Source organism: Hyphomicrobium sp. MC1 (assembly GCF_000253295.1).
Classification (GTDB): Bacteria; Pseudomonadota; Alphaproteobacteria; order Rhizobiales; family Hyphomicrobiaceae; genus Hyphomicrobium_B.
Genome location: NC_015717.1, coordinates 114008 through 132672, shown reverse-complemented (window position 1 = coordinate 132672; position 18665 = coordinate 114008). Strand labels below are relative to the sequence as shown.

Here is an 18665-nt window from a genome sequence, read left to right as displayed (position 1 = left end):
TGAATCAAGGGACCTTATGACCGCATACAGCCAACGAGCGGACATAGCCTTCCGACGCAAACGGCCAAAAACAGTCGGACCGCTCGTCAGTGTTGTCACGCAGCCCGCTGCATGCGTCTCTAAATGGCCGGCGATTTTCTATTTCTATGTGCAGGCTCTTTATTTGCGTTCCAGTTGGGCACATTCTCGCTCATTTGTCGTTGACGCCATTGAGTGGGCGTCTCGCCGGTTGCCTTTCGAAAGAACGTCGAAAAATGCGCATGGGAGTGGAAGCCTGCCTCTAGAGATATCGCGCAAATCGACTGATCAGTGGTTAGGAGCAAAAATTGAGCGCACTCTATACGGCGGAATTGAACATACGCGTGGGGACTTTTGCCGGTGGCCGCTCGGAATTTTCGCGCGAAGTACATCCGGCTCATCCCCGCAACAGCAGCTAAATCAGAAAGACGGAGCGGCTCCGAGAGTTTTTCGTCGATGTAAAGTAGTACTCGCTTTAATCGCCATTTCTGCAGGGGCGACGAGGGCACCAGACGAACCTGAGATTCCGCATTGGGCGGAACATTCGACGGAATGCCGACCGAGTACGAGTTCGTCACCGCGAGCAGGGTCTGCTCAGGCTTCGTGGAAAGTCCTGGGCAAACGTCAGCGTCTGACAGGTTTTTCTCCAATCTCGATGGAATAAACCGTGACCGGCCAATATACCGCGTCGACGCTGTCATTTAGCCCGGCGACGCGATTAAGTTGCGCAGCCGGCATCCAAAGCTTCCTGCTGTCATCGATCCACATTGCGTCTACCCAGGCGAGCCGCGGGTCCGCGATAAGCGTCGAGATGCTGCCGTCTTCCGCTATTTTCAAAATGCGCGAGCGATTGGTATCGCTTGAATAGATTGTGCCGTTCGCATCGATTGCCGTGCCTCCCGTCGAAGGGGTATCGGCAAAACTTTGAACATTCCTGTCCAACGCGTCTGGCGTCAACGTCGGATCGTCCAGATAGCGCGTTTCGATCCTCGACATAGGCCCTGTGCAGGGTTGATAGAAAAGCCATTTGCCATCGGCAGAGACTTCAAGCTGATCGGCATGGATGATGATCGGTTTGCCTTCGGAGTCGCGGAGTTGCTTGCCTTCAGCCGTTAGGGGGCGATGCGCCACCGTTGAAGGATGGTTTTCCAGAATGCGGCGCGCGTTGCCGGTTTCGAGGTCTAGAACGATAATTGCCGGGCGGCCTGCGTCGGTCAGATAAGCATGCTTGCCATTAAACCTTACGTCATCGACGAAGCTCTTGCCTTGGGCGACAGTCGAAAGGTCATAGATACGCGTCACCTTGTTGTTCGCCAGATCGATGCGAATGAGTTTTGGACCTCCTGGAACGAGGGCTTTTCCAATCCCCGGCGCCCCCCGGTCGACAACCCACAACATGCCATCGGGGCCAACACGCAACGAATTTACGCCTACAAAACGGATACTACCGTCCTCGCTTGGCTTCCTGCCATTCCAGGCAGCATTCGGATAGGCAATCGGCTCGCCTGTAGTGATTTCCGCTACCTGCGGCTGCTTCGCCGTTAGGGGCTGAATAACGACAAATTTCCTCCCGGACGGAGTCGTCGTGATGCCATTGATAATTAGCGATGGCGATTGAAATTCAACGGTGAGATCGCGCATCTGTTGTGCGTTGGCCGCCGACGCCCCGCAAGACAGAAAAAACAACAATACCGGCCCCAACGTGGATGCCGCAACGCCACGTCGTCTTCCGGCGATTGAAGTTCTCTTCATGACGCGGTCTCTATGGATGCTCACTTCAGCAACACGGGACCGGCACCAATTTTGATGCGGAATAGCGTGTAAGGCTTTTGCCGCTGGTCCTGTCCTTCATGAAATTGAGGCTGACGATGAAGCTGGTTGGCAGCGAAGTAGAGATAGCCATCGCGCGCCACCGAAAGTGTGTCCGGCCACAGGATGCGAGGATCGTGGGCGATCGTGATCCATTCGCCATCGATCTGTCTTTGCCGAATACTGTTGCGCTCGTAGTCGCCTGCGTAAACGTGACCTTGGTCATCCGCCTCAAGACCGTCGGAAGCACCTTTTTCGCCGAGATCTTTCACTGCTTTCGCGACGTCCCCGTCGTTAACAGACCGATCTCGGAGCAGTCGCGTCGGGACAGAAAAGAGATGGCGACTGGATAGGGGACAGAAGAACAGAGTTTCGCCATCCGCTGACAACGCGATTCCGTCGGAGGCAACTGCAAATGGCGAAGGCTTGCTACCTTTCGCACGCACCGCTAGGCGTTCTCCCTCAACAACCGGAATAAAATTTGGATCGGGAGACGTGGATTTATCGCCTGTAAGTTTTCGCCAACTTTCTCCACTGTCCAGATCGACGACGATAATGCCGCCTGGACCGCTGACGGAAGAGTCTGTGATATATGCGAATCCCGCCTTGCCCTTGCGGAGATCGAAGCGCACGTCGTTGATGTACGTTGTTGGCAGAACCGAGGAGGAGGATAGCGCGATCGTCTTCACAACCTTGTTCGTCTCAAGATCGACGGCCATCAGCTTCGCAGCACCGATCAGGGGCTTGGAGAATTTTGGAGCGGCGGTATCAAGAATCCAGAGCTTGTCATCGGGACCGATAACGACACTTTGCACGCTGCTCAATGTTTGGGCGGCGCGACTGGGATCGAAGGTGTTCGTAGCCAAGTCGGGAAATGCAACGACTTTGTCGTTGCGAATTTCGCCAACCGTGAAGGGAACATTGTCACCCCATCTGGGAAAATTGATGAACATGCGGCCTTTCGCCGACACAGTAACACCGGTTGGCATGGCTTCGCGGAATTCAAAAACGGGTTCGATCGTGCCGATGGTCCGGTCGCTCGGAAGTGACGCGGAAGCGTCTGTGCTTTCTATTGTCTGCTTCTCGCCGGCTATGCTTGCGCCTAGGGTCGCACAGGAAAAGAAAATTGCAATCGTTGTTGCTTGTAGAGTTCTCATGCTCTGTCTCGCCCGTCAGGTTTCAGATGCCAGTGCGTGAAGGACAGCGTCGCGTCCGGCCGTTGCGACAGCTATATCTTGTTCGGTTGTCCCAGAACCGACGCCGATTGCACCGATAATCTCATCCTGGAATATGATCGGAAGACCGCCCCCGAGGTTGACGATATCGCCATGGCTTGCAAAGCTTAGATTTGCGCCAAACACAAATGGGATTTGTCCTGTCGGAATTCCCAGCGACGCGCTTGTGACAGCTTTTGAAATGGCTGGGTCTCGCGCTAGCGTCGCTGCACCATCGACGCGTGCGAATGCTAGAAGATTGCCGCCCGGGTCGACGACTGCGATGCATTCGGGGGCGCCTATTTCCTTTGATTTGGCGACAGCAGCCATTACCGCCGCGGCGGCGCCCTCATATGTGAGCTGTCGTTTGGCTTTCGAAAGCGACATGCGCATAATTTCTGCTCCAAGCTGAAGTATCGATGCGCGCCAAACGGCGGCACTTCACTTTCCGGTGGCGGCGACAGAGGGCGCACCGTCGATCCAATCCTGCCGTTGCGGTGAAAAGAAATCCATGTCGACGGTATCTTCGGGGCAGACAAACTCGTGAGGGATGTTCGGAGGAATAACGAGAAGCGTCCCGGCTGTTAAAGTGAACTTCTTTCCCTGCGAATAGACATCGCAACGCCCCTTGAGAATCCAAGTGATCTGCTCGTTGGCGTGGTGATGAAGCGGAACCGTGCCGCCCTTTTTTACAATCCATTTCACGAACGTGGACTGTGTTCCATGGATCACTTGCCGTTGGATGAGAGGCGAGATCTGCTCGACGGGCTGATCGTCCAGCTGATAGGGGATTGGCATCATAGCGCTATGGCTAGTGATACTCGGTTGAATCCCTCGACCCGGCGCATTCGATACGGCGCTAATCAGCGATCGCGCTGGCACCATCTCATCCGCATATACAGGCCATTGTGATGAAAGGCTGAAGGCAAAAGCCAACACCGCTGACCGACGTGAACAAGACCATCTTCTGATCTTTGGCTTTTTGACATGCGCACACACGGCTCAGAAACCCTCCAGAACCGTCTTGCCGAACGCTTTCCCGCTCTCGACGATCTGATGGACGCGCTTCAAAGTATCGGCGTTTATCGGACCAGCAATTTCAGAAAGCGTCGTCTTTAAAACGCCGGTGTCGACGAGGTCCGCAACGTTATCGAGCAGCTTGTGCTGCGCGACCATGTCAGCCGTCTGATAGAGTGGACGCGTAAACATCAGCTCCCAATGGACGGAGATGCTCTTTCGCTTGAACTTCACGATATCGAGCACAGCAGGATCATCGATGAGCGCAAGCTTGCCCTGCGGCAGCAGAACGCGTTCAATCTCCGGAAGATGCTTGTCCGTCGCTGTCAGACCCGCAACGTACTCGACACCAGAAATCCCAAGCGTCGCTATTTGCTCCATAAGCGGTTTGTGGTGGTCGACGACATGGTGCGCACCCATCGTCTTGCACCAAGCAATTGTTTCCGGCCGGGAGGCCGTGGCGATAACTGTCAACCCGGTCAGCTTACGAGCGATTTGGGTCAGGATGGACCCCACTCCGCCCGCGCCGTTGATAATGAGCAGCGAACCCTTCTGGTTCGTATTTCCAAATGCGACGCCTAGCCTATCGAACAAAAGTTCCCACGCCGTAATCGAGGTCAGCGGCAGGGCTGCAGCTTCGGCAAAATTCAACGTCTTTGGTTTTCTGCCGACGATGCGCTCATCGACGAGGTGAAGTTCGCTATTGGTGCCAGGGCGATCGATCGTGCCCGCATAAAATACCTCGTCTCCTGGCTTGAACATGGAGACATCCGAGCCGACGGCTTTCACAATTCCCGCAGCATCGAAGCCAAGAATTCTTGCTTGGTCGCTCGGATGTTTGCCATCAAAGTCAGGTGGCGACACAGCCGCGCGCAATTTGACATCTGCTGGATTAACCGACACGGCCTTCACCGCCACCACAATATCTCGTGGACGGGGTATTGGATCCGGAAGTTCGATATCGATCAGCGCATCCTTAGCCGTAATCGGACCCGCAACCCTGTAGCCAATTGCCTTCATCGGAATTTCCAATAAATTCGTTTCGATGCGGCGTATATCGACGCTGCAGCAGTGCATGTGAAACGCATAATTCTAATATGGTCAGTAAGGCTGCTAATGACATCCGCCACGCCTGATCTCGAAATCGATCTCCTTCGCGCGCTTGTTGCAGTCGCGGACGGCGGCAGCTTTACCGCCGCTGCGGACACGCTGGGGCGTACGCAATCTGCAGTGAGCCAAAAGATCAAAAGACTTGAGGATCTCGTCGGGTTGCCTGTGATTGATAGGAACAGCCGTATTTTGTCGCTCACCGCAACCGGTGCTCAGCTTCTGGTAGGGGCACGACGATTGCTCGAACTCAATGATGATATTATTCGCTCGCTGCGGGCGCCAATATCCAGCGGAACGCTTCGCGTTGGTATCTGTGAGGATTTCGTTCCTCATCAACTCTCTCGCTTACTACTGCGTTTTCAGCGGCTCTATCCCGATGTGCATCTCAACATCAACACAAGCCTCACTCACGAGCTCATCGAAGCATTCGATAACGATTCACTTGATCTCGTTATCGGAACCAAACAGTTTGATGACAGAGGGCGCATTATTTGGCGGGAGCCTATGGTCTGGTTTGCCGCCGATGATTTTCAATTCAATCTCGATCGCCCGGTTCCGCTCGTCTTGTTGCGAGAGCCGTGCATGTATCGCGATTTGATGTTCTCGACCCTCGATGCCGCCCGCCAAGAATGGACGATAGCTTGCACCGTCAGCAGCTTGATGGGCGTGCAGGCCGCGGTTGAAGGCGGGCTGGGTATATCGCTTCTCGGTCAGTCCTTCATCAAATCCAATATGAAGATTCTGCGCGTTCCCGACCATTGGCCTCCTTTGCCGAAGACGGAAATCGTCGTTCTTGGGCAAGACAACGCGCGCAGAGATCTTGCCCAACCACTCATTCAGTTTCTGATCGACGGCATGAAGGCGCCGGCGACGGTGGTCGTGTAGTCGTTCGGTCGATTGCTCCAAAGCCAAGCCTACGCTCCCTCGTACACAAGCTGCGTGAAGAAGTCCGGATCTATGATGAACTGTCCCCACTTGGCGTCGAATGCAGCAGTCGGCTTCGCCGCTATTGTTTCGTCGAGCGACTTACCGCTCTGTTTAAGCTTGGCGACATTTTCATGGATGGCTAGCAGCATATCGCGATAGGCCTGAAGCTCAGTCCGATTGCTGACGGGGTGGCCGTGCCCCGGAACGATAATGGTTTTGTCCGTTGTGGCGGCGAGGTTTGCATCAGCCGCTTTGATCATTCCCTGAATGTTGCCACCAGTTGAGTAATCAATGAACGGATAGATCCCGTTCCAATACGTGTCACCACAGTGAAGAATGTCGGCGTTGGAAAACATGACCGAGATATCGCTATCCGTATGTGCCGGCCCATAGTGCTTGAGCGCCAATGTCTCGCCATTCAGCTTCAGGGATTTCTCCGACGAAAAGACCTCCGTCGGAATGGCCGCCAAAGGCGACTCTGGGAAATTGAAGTTCCAGTCTTCGACACGTTGCGCCGAGAGAAGATGCTTGTGCGTATTTTCATGCGCAACAATTGCGGCACCCTCAGCGTTCAGCCAAGCGTTGCCATCGGCATGATCGAAGTGCCAATGCGTATTTATCAAATAGCGGATGGGCTCACTGCTGAGAGCGTTCGCCGCGTCGAGGATGCGCAGACGGGAAGCGGTAATGCCGGCGTCGATGAATACCTTTCCATCTTGCCCATGCAAAAACGCGATATTTCCTCCAGATCCTTCAAAAACAGCAACGTTCCCGCGGAGTTTGTATGTCGAGATCGGAGTCTTCGCGGCCGAATCTCTAATGAGGTCGACGAGACTGCGAGAAGCTGCAAAGGCCTCTCTTGGCGACAGCCAACCTTTGGCAAGGACACTGGCCGCACAGCACATACAGAAGCCGCGCCGTGTTATCGCGCTCGTGATTGTCGAGGTTGTCACCGAAGGTCTCCGTTCACAGGGATATTTGCGATCGACGTGGCCATGGATGCCACCCGTAAGGCAGTCCGGTTTGGGTTGCCAGCCAGCCAAATAAAAATGTTATAGGGCTGACAATTTCGTGCTTGTTCGCGCGGTGGAGGTATTCATTTCGCCAAGCAATCGCCGCGCCGTATCGACAAGCACCAACCAGGCACCGGCAAGAATGACCGTGTCTTTCAAGACAAGACGGCCTGCACCGGACAAAAATGGAAATCCATGCTCAGCATCCCCGAGCGCCGGCACCCAAGCCTCAGGCGTGGTAAGCAAGAACGACAGCGTTACGAATGGTGTGGCGAAAGCGAGTGCTGTACCGACAAGGCCCAGACGCATTGAGAATAGTCCGGCCAATGTCAGGAAGCCGATAACAAGTTCTACGGTGCCTAGCCCCTTGGAAAAGCCGTACGTGTTATTTGATGTCTGCCATGCACGTTGCTCTGGCTTCAATTCACCCTCGTGTGTGAGGTGAATTTTGTAGTCTGCAGGATGCTCATAAAAGAACGACATCAGGGGGCTGTTCGCGACGAACGGCGTAATGCTATCGGCTTCGTACGGCACAAATTTCAGCGCGCCGATCCAAATAAACACGATTGCTATTGCGATTTTTGTAGCTGCGATCCCCATACGATAAGAGAGGGGGGATGCGATGAACTCCAAGATAGACCAGAAAAAATTGTACATCGCCGAAAGCTCCGAGTGAACGAGACAGACCATCTCTGCTTCGCTCATCGCGAAGATACGTGTCTTTCAATTCCGCATCCAATTCTTGAAGAGCCGACGTCCGCGAGTGTTTCTAGGCGACAGAATTCATCGAGTGGCGAGCTTTTGGATGAGAAATACACTCGACTTGCGGGCTTCCAATCTTTAGATCCTTGGCAGACGCGTACGCTTTCTTGGCCGAGCGCTGCCTCGAGCTATAAGGTGCTACGTTTGCGTGATTGCCGCTTAGGGTCGAAGATACCTGGATCGTTTGTGACGTCGGCTCCTAACCCAAATGCCGACGTCTGCCAGTGGAAGCCGACGGTAGCTCCGCATACCAAGCCGATGTCTGTAATTGGGACGAACCGACGGCGGCGCCCTATGCCAGCATTCTTTCCATTTGCACCAATTGGCGATGCTACCTGTGCTACAGACAACACGTTTGGGGGCGTTAAGCTGTCCGTGAGTATTCAGCGATGGCGTACGGCTGCCATCGCACATGGCATCCGGACCGCCGTGGCTTCGATGGTTTTCCTATGCCTGCTCACACACCGTTACTTCCGCAACCGCTGCATCATGCTGGGTTTGAAGATCAGCCACAGCGGCAGCTTCTCTGCCTCGCATTTGTCGATGGCAATCTTCGCCTTCGCGGCAGCAGCATGCATCTTACGTTCATGAGCAGCGGTCCGGCCTCACACCAAATCGAGAAAAGTATCTAAGCCCCAGTTCAGGTCGAGCCCGATGAATCCGAGGCATGCCAAGAAAACACTGCCAACGATGATGCCCAGAAGCACGCTTACTGGGTCGCTGAAAAATCGAACAACTCTTTCTTGAGGTCGTGAAACACATCCGCAATCCGACGAAAACATCGTCGGGCGAGTGGTTCTGGTCACCGGTCAACCACTCGCAAGGAGTCCTTTCACTGCCGGTTTGCGTTTGAGCGCGTCTATAGGAGCAGCCGCAAACGGCGCTGACGGAGTGCTGATGTGCGCAAGCTGTGGAGAACATGCCGAAAGCCGGTGGGTGATTCAGAAACGTGACGGGATTTTGTCGAGGATCATGATTCCGTCCTGGTGGGCGCGCCGGATGATGCGGTTCGCGCGGAGGATGGAAGAGGCTTGATGGCGACATACCGATTCACGGCGGAAGAGCTGGAAGATTTCTACCAGGTGCTGGACAGCGTAGTGTGCGAGGTGGCGGACCGCGGTATCCCCCTCACAGTTTACGAAATGATCGCCAGGTTGTTCACAGCAGCCGAGCATGGGGTGGCCCATCCGCTCAGATTGCGTGAGGCGATCCTGCGCGGCGCCGCCGACGTCGTCGAAGACCTCTTGCCGGGGCGCAGATACGGCGATGGCGCCGACGCGAAACCCGTCAGACTGGAAATGCGAGCCGCGTGACAAGAAATGGCGCCAAGGCCGGCATCCGCTCAAGTTTCGCTTGATGGAATGACATGGCGCTGCCGCGATAGGGCCACCCGTTGTCCCTGCCGCCGCCGAAGGTTGCGAACCTCAGTAACGAGGACCTCAAAGTGATGGAACAAGTCTTGGGCGATCAGTTGGCCTGGTTCAAGGAGAAGGATTAGGGTGCCGGTCCCCGCCGCCAAAATGGGGCGAAGGATGACTTTGTTTCTTGATGCGGAATTCAATGGCTTTCAGGGGGAGCTGATTTCGCTCGGCCTGGTGTCCGACAACAGCGGCGAGTTCTATGGCGTCCGCCAGCTGCCGAAAAAGCTGGACCCCTGGGTGAAGGTCAATGTGATTCCTTGCCTTGGCCAACAGCCGGAATCCGACGACGCGCTCAGGGGCCGCCTCGCAGTCTTCCTCCAGACCCACCGCGGCGAGACGGTCATCGCAGATTGGCCCGAGGACCTCGCCAAATTCTTAGGCTTTCTCAGCAAGGGTAACCGCCTCGTGGGACCGGCCACGCTGGAGGTCCGGCTCGTGCTGCAGCAACCACTCTATTCCGAGACGCCGCACAACGCGCTGTCCGACGCGCAAGCGTTGAACGCAGCGTGGTTGGATGGACGGGGCGTCGCCGTGGGCGGAACGGTGCACTGACCTTTACCGACCGCGGTCCTTCGCCTCGAATTCGGCGTGAGCTCGCCCACCGTCTCGTAAGCAAGCGACTTCACCTCGCCGGTGTCGAACCAATTCCACCCGACACAGTGGTACCACCTGAAAGCCGATAGGAGACTTTCGGCACGACGGCCTCGTAATTGCGGTCCGAAATCCATCTCTCGGTCACGTGTCGGCGGTCACCACGCGCTAAGGCCCGGATAGTGCGCAGGAATACGCGACCACGGCGGGGAGACGAATTTTCTTATTTGTATTCAATAATTTATGGCGGAGCGAGCGGGATTCGAACCTTCGGTATCGCTAGAAAAAGCTCCCGAAATATCGCACTACTCTCAATGTATTGGGGCCAGAGATATTGTCTGCATACGCCTCTTTCCGACTGGACTTCCCTGCTGATTGGAGCGGTACTGTCGTCATGCCTTGCTGCTACGAGCGGCAAGGGTTTCCGCCTCGGTGAAGAATTCCGGGGCTTCGGGTGGTGCAAGGCCATGCATAGGGCGTGGCCGCACATGAGGATCACCCGATGGCCAAATCTGGCAATGCAAGCTCGAATGCAGCACGAAAACCGCCAGCCGCGTTGACGCCTAACACCGAGCAAATTCCTCCCCAGCCACACCCCGGCGGCAAACTCGGAGTGATCATCGACTGTCTGGCCACCAAGCGCGGCGCGACGGCCGATGAACTCGTCGAAGCGACCGGATGGCAGCGGCATTCGGTGCTCGGCGCCCTGAGCCGGCTCAAAGCGCGCGGCTTCTCTTTCAATCTCGACACAATATCCGGCCGCCGAGCTTATCGGCTGCAGAAGGGTTGAGATATGTCGAGGGCATCTGATCAAACCAGCAACGCGGTCGCTACGGAGGTTGCCGCGCTTGCCTCGCTCAGCCATCGAGAGCTTCGCCTTGCATGGCGGCAATACTACAAGGCCTATCCGCCGAAGTTCGTGAACCGCACCGTGATCGAACTCGGTGTTGCCTGGAAGATCCAAGAGCGGGCTTTCGGGGGACTTGGTACGGCGACCAAGCGCCAACTCGACGCGCTTGCCGACGAACTGGAGATCAAATCCGACATCACCAGACCGAAGCAACTGGAGCTGAGGCCCGGCGCCCGACTGGTCCGAGACTGGCGAGGTGAGACCCACGAGGTGGTTGTCACCGAGGACGGCTTTCTGTGGCGCGGTCAGAGTTGGCGCTCGCTTTCGCTGATCGCAAAGGAGATCACCGGGACCCATTGGTCAGGACCACGCTTCTTCGGTTTGGCCTCCGAAAGAAATACCGGAGGCGTGATGGATGAGTAGGAAGCTCGGGTCGCCCCGATCGAATGGCGCAGCGGTCATCCGCTGCGCCATTTACACCCGCAAATCCTCCGAGGAGGGCCTCGAGCAAGAGTTCAACTCGCTCGATGCTCAGCGTGAGGCGTGCGAGGCTTATATTCGGAGCCAGAAGGCCGCTGGCTGGATCGCGCTACAAGCGATGTACGATGACGGCGGCATATCGGGCGGTACCATGGAGAGGCCAGCACTCCAGCGCCTGCTCGCCGATATTGCTGCTGGCCGCATCGACACGGTCGTCGTCTATAAAGTCGACCGGCTGACGCGTTCGCTGCACGACTTCGCCAAGATCGTCGATGCCTTCGATGCCAAGGGCGTGTCATTCGTCTCCGTGACGCAACAGTTCAATACGACCACCTCGATGGGCCGCTTGACACTCAACATGCTTCTCTCATTCGCCCAGTTCGAGCGTGAGGTCACAAGCGAGCGCATCCGTGACAAGATCGCGGCGTCGAAGCAGAAGGGCATGTGGATGGGCGGCAATCCACCCCTCGGCTACGACGTCCTCGACAGGAAGCTCGTCATCAACGAGCCGGAAGCCGAGCGTGTCCGCGACATCTTCCGCCGCTACGCCGGCCTCAAGTCCGTACACGCCCTCAAGGAAGATCTCGACGCAGCCGGCATCCTCAGCAAGAGCAGCGTCGATCGCTTTGGCATGCCTCGTGGCGGGAAGCCCCTCGCCCGTGGCGCGCTCTACCTGATGCTCAAGAACCGCATCTACCGCGGCGAGATCGTCCACAAAGACAAGGCCTATCCCGGTCTGCACGACGCAATCGTTGATGAAGCTCTGTGGGATATGGTCCAGGCCGCACTCGCCGAGAACCGCGTCGAGCGCGTAACCCGATCAACAGCAGCCAATCCGAGCTTGCTTGCCGGCCTCGTCTATGATGCGAGCGGTGATCGCATGTCGCCGACACACGCGAACAAGAAGGGCACGCGCTACCGCTACTACATCAGCCAGTCGCTGATCAAACGTGGGCGGCCACGAGCATCTGGTGAAGCCTGTCGTGTTCCGGCATCCGATCTCGAAACGATCATCGATGACGAAATCATACGATTGATGCGAGACGAGGAGCTCATTCACGAGGTCGCGGGGCCTTCATCCGTCGCCCAGCGGAAAGCCCTGATCATGCAGGCCGTAGCATTTGCTGAGCGCTGGCCGAGCCAATCGCCATCGGATCGACGTGCCATCGCGAGCGCTTTGATTGAGCGCGTCGTCGTTGCTCCGAAAGAGGTTGCGCTGACCGTTCGGCTCGATGCCGTGCCGCACGTTACGGCCCCTGACCTCGACATCCGACGTCTGCCGCAGAATCTCGATGGGCCAACGAGAACCCTGTCACTCCCGGCACGCATCAAACGCACCGGCATGGAAACCAAGCTGCTCATTCAAGGCCCCACGGGGCCTACTCGGCGTAATGCCGATCGCAGTCTCATCCGTCTCTTAGCGCAGGCACATCGCTGTCGCCGGATCCTGGATCGTGCCAGCCATGATCGGACCATGACGACGCTCGCTGCAGAAGCAGGGACCAGCGCGACCTACTTCACGCGCGTCGTGCGCCTGAGCTTCCTCGCACCAGAGATCACAAAAATGATCCTGCAGGGACGTCAGCCTCCGGAGCTGACAGCCAACCTGCTGGTGACGCAAGGGCCGCCGCCTACATCGTGGGAAGATCAGAAACGTCGCTGGGCTTCACCTAAGGATTGAGCCCAACGTCATCATCACGGCCAACGCGGCACTCCGGAGAATGGTGAGTCTCTTCTCCATTCACGTCGTTGCCAAACACACGCGGATGCTCCCCGGACTTCCGAACTGCTTAAGATGCCATTAGAAATGTTCGGCGTGGCAAACGAAAGAGCCGACACCCAAGCGGCCTCTGGCACAGGGCGCTCGCAGCGCTGGCGGATAACCCACGGAAGACGAAGTTCCAATCAGAGCGTTCGGCATTTGGCTTGATGATGCGCCTTATACCTATAATGGCGTGTTGATCTTTCGGATGCTGGCTTCAAAAACCTTCGCCAGATCGAACGATAAATCCCTCAAGCCACGGTCCAATGAAAAGGTCTGAAGCGAATATCCATGTACGTCGTCGCTGTAAGAGGCGTACTTAATAGAGCCGAAGCTCGTGACCTCTGGTGGCATTTCGTGAATGTTGAAGACTTTTCTCTTTCCTTCTTCGTCCTTCTTTTTTCCCTTCTTTATTTCGCGTTCTATGTGGGTATGGTCGTTCCTAAAGTCCCAATACCAGCTTTTCTTGATTTCGTTTTCTTTTATTTCCAGGCGAGCGCAGACGATTTTCGTGGCTTCCACCAGATGTGTAATATTTTGAATCATGCCAAACGTCGCCAACCGCCCGATGGTCGCTTGTAGGCTCTCTTCCCGGCCAACAAGCTCGTATTCGAGGAAGACGTGGCCGGCACCTCGGATTGCTTGAAGCGCCGCTTCGATAGCTTTGCTCGCGGGGATGCGTTTTTCTCGCAGTGCGATCGCCATGTCGAAGTCGAAGATGAAGCATCGATAGGCAAGTTCCTTATAGATTGATCCCGAAAGTCCCTTTTGAACTTTAAGTCGCAATTCCTCTAATTCTTCTCGCGATCTAATTGGCATGCCTTCTCAGTCAGAAATTGGGCACTCATGGCGCTTCTTAGGCTCATCTGATGTCGGGTAAGCGACATCCTTCGCATCCGGGGTCGTTCTGGCTTGAGCTTCGGAGGCTTCCACCCGAAAGCCCAATCTTTCGTTATGCCATGTAAGCACTCAATGGTATTTCTGGCCTCTGTTATCGAAGGCTACCTTCGTGCCCTCGAGTACGTCGACAACCGCCCGATTTATGGTGCCGTTCTCGATAGAACCTGAATTGTAAGAGATGCGTGAGCCGTTCTTTCTGTCGAATACCGCATGGATGATCTGCTCGGCGTCGCACACGACCGCCAAGTTGGGGTTATGGGTGACCATGATGATCTGGCGGGACTTCTTTGCCTCGTTTAGTACCGGCACAAGCAGGCTCACTACGGTCTCGTTATCCAAGTTCTCCTCCGGTTGGTCGAGCACGATCGGGTTACGGCCCCTGTCGACGAGAAGATAGAAAATCAAAAGAAGTGCGCCGCGTTGCCCGGGCGATAGCTGCTCGATCTGTGTATCCTGAAATAGCAATGTGTATTTCGGCTCAAGATACTGAAGTCCAAAAATGTAACTATAGACGTCAGCCGGGTCCTTGCCCTTGCGCATTAGCGAACGAATACCTGGAATGTTGTGTATGATCCCAGCGCTCTCACCCAACACGGCGGCCATGTCTTCAGCGAATCCGACTGCATCTGCCGAGCTGTTGAATTGATACTTCTCGAATCGCGTGCGTACGGCACCGAAGCTTTCGTCTTCTCCCCGAAGCTCCCCTTTGCTCTGCTTGATCGCGCTGAAGAGGTTCGTTGCGATGGCTTCCGGTGAGCCCAACAGCTTTGCCTGGAACTGCAGCTTGTACTCTTCCCGGATCAGAGAATTGCTCTGTATGAGCTGCTGCAGTGGCGCGAACAGTGCCTCACGCGCGGCGCGCTGTTCATCAAGTACGAGGAATATCTGACGTGTGATCTGCTGCCTCGACGTCTGCTGTCGAGCAAGTAGGGTCGGCAGCTCATCGATTTGGGCCATGCGGCGTTGCAGGCCCTTGAGGCTCTCAGGCTCGGTATCGGAACCTTCGATCACGTCCAGCGCGGTTTGCCATTGGGTCAGGGCCAGCACGTCTGCCTGATATTTCTGTTGTGGTTCGTTTAATTTCTTTGACAATCTCTTCTGTTCTTCAACGATCGCGCCCTGTGTGGCGGCGGCGCTCTCGATCTTCTTCGCGAACTCGCTATCGCCGGCGCCAAGCGTATCCTGATGTTCCTTTAGCAAAGAGGTGTTCACGGTCAGCGTGATGAAATCCTCAGCCTTCAGGCCGACCAGGTCGAGATCATCGGCGATCTCGCTCACAAAGGTTGCGAATTGCTTCTCGAACAAGCCAGTGCGTTCATTGATGCTGCGAAGCGACCGTTGCTTCCTTCCGATAAGCCGTCGTTCTTCGCCGGCCTTCTTGCTCTCGGCCGTAAGTGTCTCCAAGACTGTAACAATTTCCGCGAGCCGCGCGCTCGCCTGCTTCTGATCGGGAGTAAGTTCCTCCGTGGGAGGCTCGGGTGCTGGCGGCTTGATAATATTGTGCTCTTCGATCTGCTTCGTTTTTAGTTTGATCTGTTCTTCGAGGTTCTTCCGGACATTGGGATGAAGTTGATCTTCGATGTCCACGATCTGCTCGTTGAGTGCGCGCAGCGACTTGCGAAGTTCGTTGACCCGGGCTCGAAAGACGCTTTCCTGCTTCTCGATAAGTTGATCGAAACTAAGTGCATCGAGTCGAATGTCGCTGGGAACGTGGGAGAAAATAACCTCTCGAAGCTCCTTCTCGAACTCATCGGTCTTGCCCGAGACGTGATCATTGCAGAGAGCTTCGAAGCGGCCCTGGGGTATGTACCGAACCAGTTCGACCCGTTCAGGCGATGGATCGTCAGCGAGGCCCATGACACATGGATCGCCAGCGAGCCAAGCTAGTTCGCCGGTGAACTGGCGGGCAGGTTCGCCGGCCTTGCCGCGGAAGCGATCTCGCTTGAGGAATGAGAAATGGGCACTCTGCTGGGAGTTTCCCAGCAAAGCGACAATGTCGGCCAACGCACTCTTACCGCTTCCCTTGTTGCCGATGATTGCAACGAGATCCGGGTTCAGAGGAATTTCAGTTCCGTGAAGCCAGGTCTCCGAAAGAGTGCTGCTGGCAGTTTTACTGATGCGAATGCGGTCAATGTAAAATGTCTTGCCTTGATTGATGCGGTCTAGCTTTGGTGGCCGCCCGCCCAGGAACGAGCGCTTGGCGGGTTCCTTCAAGACTTGCAACAGGCCCTTCCAGGTAGGGTCAGCCTTAATCCACGTTCGTTTGTCCGAGGGGAAGTCGCCGTAGCCCCGCTTATCGTTGTTGCCGTTCCCGCGGAAACAGTGCGCATCACTACCCGAGACGGCCAGCCGGGGAACCCCCTTCAGCGCGGCCTGGAAATTAGCGAGCCAATCCTTGTTCGCCTCGGTTTCGATCCCACAGAAGGCTGCCCACAGGTCCGGATTTCGCGTTTCGAATATCGGTGAGGATTCAAATAATCCCAATGCGTAAGCGTAGTGATCGCACCACTTAACCGAGGCGAGCCCGTCGTTCGTGGAGAAAGGCATGAATCCGATCGCTCGTCCTCCAGGCACGTGCCGGATCGCCTCCTTGTAGGAGTCGACGTTTACTTCTGCGATTTCACAGCCGGCCCTCAAAGCGTCTGCGTCGTCTGACGCGATCCGCCTCTTGTCAAACCCGTGCTTTGCTAATTTATCAGCTCCCGCGTAACGAGCGTATTCAATCAGTGCTGCGGGTGACAGGGGTTGATTGATGAGTTCGAGCGTCAGGCGAGATAGAAAATCTCTAAGATGCTGATCGTTGATCTCGTTTGAAAATAGAACGTGGGCGTTAAGTCGACCCTCCATTGGCGCCGACAGGCGCAGCTCTATGCCGGGGAAAACAGTCTTCGTGAGTGCCGGAGCACCTTGTTGCGTTTGCCGCGCCTTCAAAGCGAACCAGCCGTCGAATGTCCAATAGTCCATGAGACCGAAAGCTATTGGACGCGCCTCATCCAATGCGCGGATCATTTCATCAATAAGGTGGTTGTTGCGATCCGAGTCCGATCCGAGCCGCTCACCACCCCAATGGAAGGAGGCCGGCGAATGGATATGGAAATCCCATTCGCGCCATTCGGATCCTCTTGAATACATTTTACCCCCGCTTGGCTTTTGCTTATGGGCCGAAGCCTTTGTGTGCACAATACACGATCGTTCTACTACTAGACGCTCATTCCAAAATCAGTCACTCAGCCAGACCTCGTATTCCTGGTGAACCCATTGTAGTCGCCCCCGCATGGATTCACTGAGCTCGACGTGCAATCACACAAACTAGATGCGATTTGAACGGTGACTCTGTCCGATTAGGAGGATCGACGTTATTTGGGTGGAAGCTCCACCTCTTCCAGCAATCGCTCGGCGGCAACGGAGAGATCTCCGCGCGCGCCTTTTACGACGCTGTCGCTGTCACTGTGCGACCGGAGCCACTTAACTTCCTTAGAAATCTGTCGATGCGCATATAACGTCGCCTCATCGAGGTGCTCGACAAGCCGCCTGCCGCGATAGCTGGTGATATCCATATAGGGTAGTCGTTCTCGGAATAGCCGGAGCGGCGTTAAAACCTTTTCGGCAAGCTTCAGCAGCTCCTTGGGGTATGCTTCACCGTCTTCCCAATCCTCGCGATCGGCTAGGTCGCGCAGTTGCAGTGCGTATCTGAGTGCATCTTGGATGGCGTCTGTGATGAATTCTATAGCGCTCGTCTCGACGGAGGACACCGCGGTCGCCCGAGGCGGCTTGCCGGCGGTGATAAGCTTGATAGCCCTGAGAATACGGTCGGCATCGGTCAGCGGCACGGCATGAATTTGGCCGAAGGGTTTGGGCAAGTGTTCGGGCAGAATGTCGAAGTGATGCGCGTTGAAAAGCTTGCCCTGCCGCATAGCGTGATCAGCTTCAGACCGAACCCAATCGGAATTCGCGGAAGTGGCCGACCAAATGATTACTGCGGCGGAACAATCGTCGAGTTGAGCATCGATTTCGGTCCGGAACCGCTGTATCGGTAGCAACTCCGTATCCCACCAGACTGTTAGGCCGGCTCCTGTCAAAATCTTTGCCAAATCTTCGGTGAGTTTGCGCTCTGCTTTGGAATAGCTAATAAAGACATCTGCCATGCTAAAGCCGTTGGTTTCGAATCAAGTATGAGGTGCAGACGGTACCTCGTTTTGAGGCGCTCGCCGTCATGCAAAAGTATCTCGGCCAATTCGCGGGCACGCAGGACATCCATTTGTCTCCGAGTGCGTGCCAACCCATACTTTGCCCACCCATACTTTATCGTAGGCCCCTTTATCCTCCGCCCGGAATTCAAGTGTCATTGTTGCGAGCTGATCGGTTGGGAATTGCAACCGAAAGGCTTCAATGGCGTTCCGCTATCTGTGTCGAAATCTTGCTTAGCCTTGCCGTCCGGAACCCTTTTTCGGTCGCCATGAAGCGCTGAGGCAATGGGTGCGACGAGCTTCGCGGATCACGCGGGCGATCTCGCTCTCATTGTCGACGAACAATTCGGTGCCGACGCTAAAACACGCCGCTGCGGAGAACGTCGCGCCCCTTTCACCACTCGCGTAGCCGTCAAACGCGTGGACGCTCCCTAGACTTTCGGACCACGCAAAGTGCCGTTAGAGACGTTCGGCAATGAAGGACCAAAGAGCCCGCACCAAAGTGGTCTCTGACGCGAGCCGCTAGCACGACCGCACATAACCCCGCGGAACTACGGACGAAGTTCAAACTCGCCCCAGAAAATGAATTTTCTATGCAAAATCA

The 18665-nt window shown here is 55.7% G+C and carries 17 protein-coding genes; 6 read left to right on the top strand and 11 right to left on the bottom strand.

Features of this window, described 5'->3' with window-relative positions; genetic code table 11:
- Positions 1–119: 119 nt before the first annotated feature.
- From HYPMC_RS24950 to HYPMC_RS00570, 6 genes are all read right to left on the bottom strand, one after another.
- A complete protein-coding gene (locus tag HYPMC_RS24950; RefSeq protein ID WP_013945787.1) occupies positions 120–719 on the bottom strand; it encodes a helix-turn-helix domain-containing protein in 600 nt (199 codons plus the stop codon).
- Positions 643–1770 carry an SMP-30/gluconolactonase/LRE family protein gene (locus HYPMC_RS00590; protein ID WP_013945786.1) on the bottom strand — a complete coding sequence of 376 codons (1128 nt, stop codon included), beginning with the start codon at positions 1768–1770 and terminating at the stop codon, positions 643–645. Before HYPMC_RS00590 ends, HYPMC_RS24950 begins: the two co-directional genes overlap by 77 nt.
- A 20-nt stretch (positions 1771–1790) precedes the next feature.
- Positions 1791–2984, bottom strand: coding sequence for an L-dopachrome tautomerase-related protein (locus HYPMC_RS00585; RefSeq protein ID WP_013945785.1), 1194 nt, complete (start codon positions 2982–2984; stop codon positions 1791–1793).
- Between the two features lie 15 nt (positions 2985–2999).
- Positions 3000–3434, bottom strand: a complete 435-nt coding sequence (locus HYPMC_RS00580) for a heme-binding protein (protein ID WP_013945784.1) — start codon at positions 3432–3434, stop codon at positions 3000–3002.
- Between the two features lie 48 nt (positions 3435–3482).
- Positions 3483–3977: a cupin domain-containing protein gene (locus tag HYPMC_RS00575; RefSeq protein ID WP_244420952.1), complete on the bottom strand. Its 495-nt coding sequence runs from the start codon at positions 3975–3977 to the stop codon at positions 3483–3485.
- Positions 3978–4043: 66 nt separating this feature from the next.
- A complete protein-coding gene (locus tag HYPMC_RS00570) occupies positions 4044–5078 on the bottom strand; it encodes a zinc-binding alcohol dehydrogenase family protein (protein ID WP_013945782.1) in 1035 nt (344 codons plus the stop codon).
- A gap of 96 nt (positions 5079–5174) precedes the next feature.
- Here HYPMC_RS00570 and HYPMC_RS00565 point away from each other — a divergent pair, with 96 nt between their 5' ends.
- Positions 5175–6053 (top strand): LysR substrate-binding domain-containing protein, encoded by an 879-nt coding sequence (locus tag HYPMC_RS00565; RefSeq protein WP_013945781.1) that lies wholly within the window; start codon positions 5175–5177, stop codon positions 6051–6053.
- A gap of 29 nt (positions 6054–6082) precedes the next feature.
- Here HYPMC_RS00565 and HYPMC_RS00560 read toward each other — a convergent pair whose 3' ends face one another.
- Entirely contained in the window at positions 6083–7000 is a 918-nt protein-coding gene (locus tag HYPMC_RS00560; protein ID WP_041299564.1) for an MBL fold metallo-hydrolase, read from the bottom strand.
- Positions 7001–7147: 147 nt separating this feature from the next.
- Positions 7148–7813 (bottom strand): reactive chlorine resistance membrane protein RclC, encoded by a 666-nt coding sequence (gene rclC / locus HYPMC_RS00555; RefSeq protein WP_013945779.1) that lies wholly within the window; start codon positions 7811–7813, stop codon positions 7148–7150.
- Positions 7814–8904: 1091 nt separating this feature from the next.
- On the opposite strand from rclC, the gene HYPMC_RS00550 reads away from it, so the two are divergent.
- From HYPMC_RS00550 to HYPMC_RS00530, 5 genes are all read left to right on the top strand, one after another.
- The gene (locus HYPMC_RS00550; RefSeq protein WP_013945777.1) at positions 8905–9183 is read left to right on the top strand and encodes a hypothetical protein; all 279 of its coding nucleotides are present in this window, start codon (positions 8905–8907) and stop codon (positions 9181–9183) included.
- A gap of 219 nt (positions 9184–9402) precedes the next feature.
- Positions 9403–9843, top strand: a complete 441-nt coding sequence (locus tag HYPMC_RS00545; RefSeq protein ID WP_041299560.1) for a hypothetical protein — start codon at positions 9403–9405, stop codon at positions 9841–9843.
- Between the two features lie 541 nt (positions 9844–10384).
- Positions 10385–10672: a DUF3489 domain-containing protein gene (locus tag HYPMC_RS00540; protein ID WP_013945774.1), complete on the top strand. Its 288-nt coding sequence runs from the start codon at positions 10385–10387 to the stop codon at positions 10670–10672.
- A 3-nt stretch (positions 10673–10675) separates the two neighbouring features.
- On the top strand, positions 10676–11155 hold the full coding sequence (locus HYPMC_RS00535; RefSeq protein WP_013945773.1) for a DUF2924 domain-containing protein: 480 nt from the start codon (positions 10676–10678) through the stop codon (positions 11153–11155).
- Positions 11148–12893 carry a recombinase family protein gene (locus HYPMC_RS00530; protein ID WP_013945772.1) on the top strand — a complete coding sequence of 582 codons (1746 nt, stop codon included), beginning with the start codon at positions 11148–11150 and terminating at the stop codon, positions 12891–12893. The genes HYPMC_RS00535 and HYPMC_RS00530 overlap by 8 nt, the downstream gene beginning before the upstream one ends.
- A 264-nt stretch (positions 12894–13157) precedes the next feature.
- Here the strand turns inward: HYPMC_RS00530 and HYPMC_RS00525 are convergent, their stop codons facing one another.
- The 3 genes from HYPMC_RS00525 to HYPMC_RS00515 all read right to left on the bottom strand — a co-directional run bounded on the left by HYPMC_RS00525 (position 13158) and on the right by HYPMC_RS00515 (position 18019).
- A complete protein-coding gene (locus HYPMC_RS00525; RefSeq protein WP_157135375.1) occupies positions 13158–13760 on the bottom strand; it encodes a hypothetical protein in 603 nt (200 codons plus the stop codon).
- 183 nt (positions 13761–13943) lie between these two features.
- Positions 13944–17006: a TrlF family AAA-like ATPase gene (locus HYPMC_RS00520; protein ID WP_013945770.1), complete on the bottom strand. Its 3063-nt coding sequence runs from the start codon at positions 17004–17006 to the stop codon at positions 13944–13946.
- Between the two features lie 224 nt (positions 17007–17230).
- Complete coding sequence (locus HYPMC_RS00515) at positions 17231–18019, bottom strand: toll/interleukin-1 receptor domain-containing protein (RefSeq protein ID WP_013945769.1); 789 nt, start codon at positions 18017–18019, stop codon at positions 17231–17233.
- Positions 18020–18665 lie beyond the last annotated feature (646 nt).